At 63.4% G+C, this 951-nt stretch carries 2 protein-coding genes; both read left to right on the top strand.

Translation table 11 applies throughout. The features are described 5' to 3' along the window. A partial coding sequence (locus tag R7Q09_RS24555) for a DNA-primase RepB domain-containing protein (RefSeq protein ID WP_318143748.1) occupies positions 1 to 644 on the top strand: 644 nt, incomplete at its 5' end. A 56-nt stretch (positions 645 to 700) separates the two neighbouring features. Beyond that, positions 701 to 951 (top strand): GNAT family N-acetyltransferase (locus tag R7Q09_RS24550; protein WP_318143747.1); only part of this gene is annotated, 251 nt, incomplete at its 3' end.

The raw sequence follows: 951 nt of genomic DNA, 5'->3' as shown, positions 1-951 counted from the left end.
ACTATCAGGCATGGGTCAAGGTGGCCGACGCCGCAGGCGGTGAACTTCGGGGGCAGATTGCCCGGACGCTGGCCAGCGAGTACGACGCCGACCCGGCCAGCGCCGACAGCCGCCACTATGGTCGCTTGGCGGGCTTCACCAACCGCAAGGACAAGCACACCACCCGCGCCGGTTATCAGCCGTGGGTGCTGCTGCGTGAATCCAAGGGCAAGACCGCCACCGCAGGGCCGGAGCTGATGCAGCAGGCCGGGCAGGTGCTGGACAGCATTAAGCGCCAACAGGAACGGACGGCACGACTGGCCGAGATCACCGCCCCGCGGAGTGTGCGCCGGTATCGCCGCAGCGCCGTGGACGACTACCGCAGCGAAATGGCCGGGTTGGTCAAACGCTTCGGTGACGACCTCAGCAAGTGCGACTTCATTGCGGCTATGAAGCTGGCCAGCAAGGGCCGGGAGCCGGACGAGATCGCCAAGGCCATGGCCGAGGCCAGCCCCGCGATCATGGAGCGCAAGGCAGGCCATGAGGCCGATTACATCAAGCGCACGGTACAGAAAGTGATGGAGCTGCCGCAGGTGCAGGAGGCCCGCGCCGAGCTGGCGAAGCAGGCCGAGAAACAGCAGTACCGAGGGCCGACATTAGGATAAAACACTTGCATTAGAGCTAATGCCTGTTATGGTGTTAGCTCTAATGCGGAGGAAATATGAAAGACCAACACGACAAGCGTACCGGCAACCTGCTGGCCACCCCCAACGCTATACGACAGGCCCGCTTTGCCGAGCAGCAGCGAGCCATGGGCCGCAAGGCCGCGAGCACCCCCCCCATAACTCTTCGCCTCATGACCGAGCGCGACCTGCCGATGCTCCATGATTGGCTCAACCGGCCGCACATCGTTGAGTGGTGGGGTGGTGACGAAGAGCGACCGACTCTTGATGAAGTGCTGGAACACTACCT

Source organism: Vibrio sp. 2130-1 (assembly GCF_033339515.1).
Note: the sequence above shows the minus strand (reverse complement) of the source record. Positions and strands in the feature narration are given on the sequence as shown.